At 63.8% G+C, this 2,588-nt stretch carries 2 protein-coding genes; both read left to right on the top strand.

Going from position 1 to position 2,588, the window contains the following annotated elements; genetic code table 11:
- The coding region (locus tag QMX96_RS26585) for an AMP-binding protein (RefSeq protein ID WP_282362713.1) at window positions 1-1,037 on the top strand (1,037 nt) is incomplete at its 5' end.
- Window positions 1,037-2,588, top strand: a 1,552-nt coding sequence (locus QMX96_RS26580) for a condensation domain-containing protein (RefSeq protein ID WP_282362712.1), incomplete at its 3' end; no start/stop codon positions are given. The genes QMX96_RS26585 and QMX96_RS26580, both read left to right, overlap by 1 nt.

Genomic DNA, 2,588 nt, shown 5'->3' with positions numbered 1-2,588 from the left:
GCCTCACCCGCATCGTCTGCAGCGGCGAGGCCCTGCCGGTGGACGCGCAGCAGCAGGTGTTCGCCAAGTTGCCGAACGCCGGCCTGTACAACCTGTATGGCCCTACCGAAGCCGCCATCGACGTGACTCACTGGACCTGCCGCGAGGAAGGCAAGGATGGCGTACCGATCGGCCAGCCGATTGCCAACCTGCAGACCTACATCCTCGGCGACGACCTGGGGCTGTTGCCGGCGGGCGTCACCGGTGAACTCTACCTGGCCGGCGAAGGCCTGGCGCGGGGTTACCACCGCCGCGCCGCACTGACTGCCGAGCGCTTTGTCACCAGCCCGTTCGGCGAAGGCAAGCGCCTGTACCGCACCGGCGACCTTGCCTGCTACCGCACCGACGGCGTGATCGAATACCGCGGGCGTATTGATCATCAGGTGAAGATCCGCGGCCTGCGCATCGAGCTGGGTGAAATCGAGGCACGCCTGATGGCACTCGATGCCGTGCGCGAAGCGGTGGTGCTGGCGATCGAGGGTGCCACCGGCCAGCAACTGGTGGGGTATGTGGTGCCAAGCGCTGGTACCGGGCAGGACGACCTGCGCGAGCACCTCAGGCACGCACTGAATGCACATCTGCCGGACTACATGATCCCGGCGCAATGGGTATGGCTGAAGCAGATGCCGCTGAGCCCGAACGGCAAGCTGGAGCGCAAGGCGCTGCCCAAGCCCGATGCCAGCCAGCTGCAACGCGAATATGTGGCCCCGCAAAGCGAGCTGGAGCAGCGCATTGCTGCCATCTGGCAGCACGTGCTCGGCTGCGAGCGCATCGGCCTGCACGACAACTTCTTCGAACTGGGTGGACATTCCTTGATGGTGATTCGCGTGATGTCACGCATGCAACTGGATGTGGGGATACAGGTGAGCCCGCACGAGCTGTTCCAATTCCCTGTCCTGGGTGATTTCACTGCGCAGGTGGCGCAACTCGGTGCTCAGGTCGACACCACGAAACTCAGCAAACTCGAAGCACTGTTCGACGAATTGGAGGAAGTGTGATGGACAAGGACATGGCTGCACGGATCGCCAAGCGATTCATCACCCTCCCGCTGGACAAGCGCAAAGTGTTTCTAGAAAAAATGCTCGGCGAAGGCGTGTCGCCGGCCAACCTGCCGATCCCGCAGGTGCAGTCGGAGGTCGAGACGGTTCCGCTGTCCTTCGCACAGGAGCGTCAGTGGTTCCTCTGGCAGCTGGAGCCGCAGAGTGCGGCCTACCACATCTGCATTGCGCTGCGCATGAAGGGCCCGTTGAACGCGAACGCGCTGGAGCGCAGTTTCAACGCCCTGGTGGCACGCCACCAGGCCCTGCGCACCACCTTCACCCAGACCCACGACGGCCCGGTGCAGCGCATTGCCCCGCACCTGACGCTGGAAATTGCGCGTCATGTGCTGGACACCCAGACAGAGGCGGCGGTTCTGGCCTTTGTCCAGGCGCAGACACAGGCCCCGTTCGACCTGGAGCACGGCCCTCTGTTGCGCATCGCGTTAGCATCCTCGGCGCCGGACGAGCATGTGCTGGTGCTGGTTCAGCACCACATCGTGTCGGACGCCGCCTCGCTGGAGATCATGGTCAGCGACCTGGTGCATTTGTATGCCGGCTACAGCCAGGGGCGCGAGGTGACGTTGCCCGAGCTGCCGATCCAGTACGCCGACTACGCCATCTGGCAGCGACGCTGGATGGAAGCCGGCGAACGTGAGCGGCAGTTGCAGTACTGGACTGAAAAGCTCGGTGGCGAGCAGTCGGTGCTGGAGTTGCCACTGGACCGCCCGCGCCCCTCCGAGCAAAGCCACCGCGGAGCGCGCCTGGATGTCGACCTCGATCACACCGTCGCCCAGCGTCTCAAACACCTGGCCCAATCGCACAACGTGACCCCTTTCATGCTGTTGCTGGCCTCATTCCAGACCCTTCTGCACCGCTACAGTCGTCAGGCGGACATCCGCGTCGGCGTGCCAGTGGCCAACCGCAACCGGGTCGAGACCGAGGGTCTGATCGGCTTCTTCGTCAACACCCAGGTCTACAAGGCCGACTTCAGCACCGCATCGAGCTTTGAGGCACTGTTGCAGCAGGTGAAGCAGACGTCGCTCGAAGCACAGCAGTATCAGGAGTTGCCTTTCGGCTACCTGGTCGAAGCGCTGCAACCCACCCGCAGCATGAGCGTCACACCGCTGTTCCAGGCCATGTACAACCATCGCGGGCTGGTCAATGAAACGCGGCAGGCATCAGACCACTCGGATGCGCTGCAGGTCGAAAACCTGCAGTGGGACACCCACAGCGCGCAGTTCGACCTGACGCTCAACACCGCCGAATCGCCGACTGGCTTCTCGGCAAGCTTCACGTATGCCACCGATCTGTTCGACGCCGCGACCATCGAGCGTCTGGCCCGGCACTGGCAGAACCTGCTGCAGGCGATTGTCGCTGACCCACAACAGCGCGTCGGCGAACTGCCGTTGCTCGATGCCCGCGAGCAACAGGCCAACCTCCAGCAATGGAACCCGGCGCCTGCGCAGTTCGCCAGCCAGCGCTGCCTCCATGAACTGATCGAAGCCCAGG

The sequence above is a fragment of the Pseudomonas sp. PS01300 genome, from assembly GCF_029960155.1.
Classification (GTDB): domain Bacteria; phylum Pseudomonadota; class Gammaproteobacteria; order Pseudomonadales; family Pseudomonadaceae; genus Aquipseudomonas; species Aquipseudomonas palmensis.
Note: the sequence above shows the minus strand (reverse complement) of the source record. Positions and strands in the feature narration are given on the sequence as shown.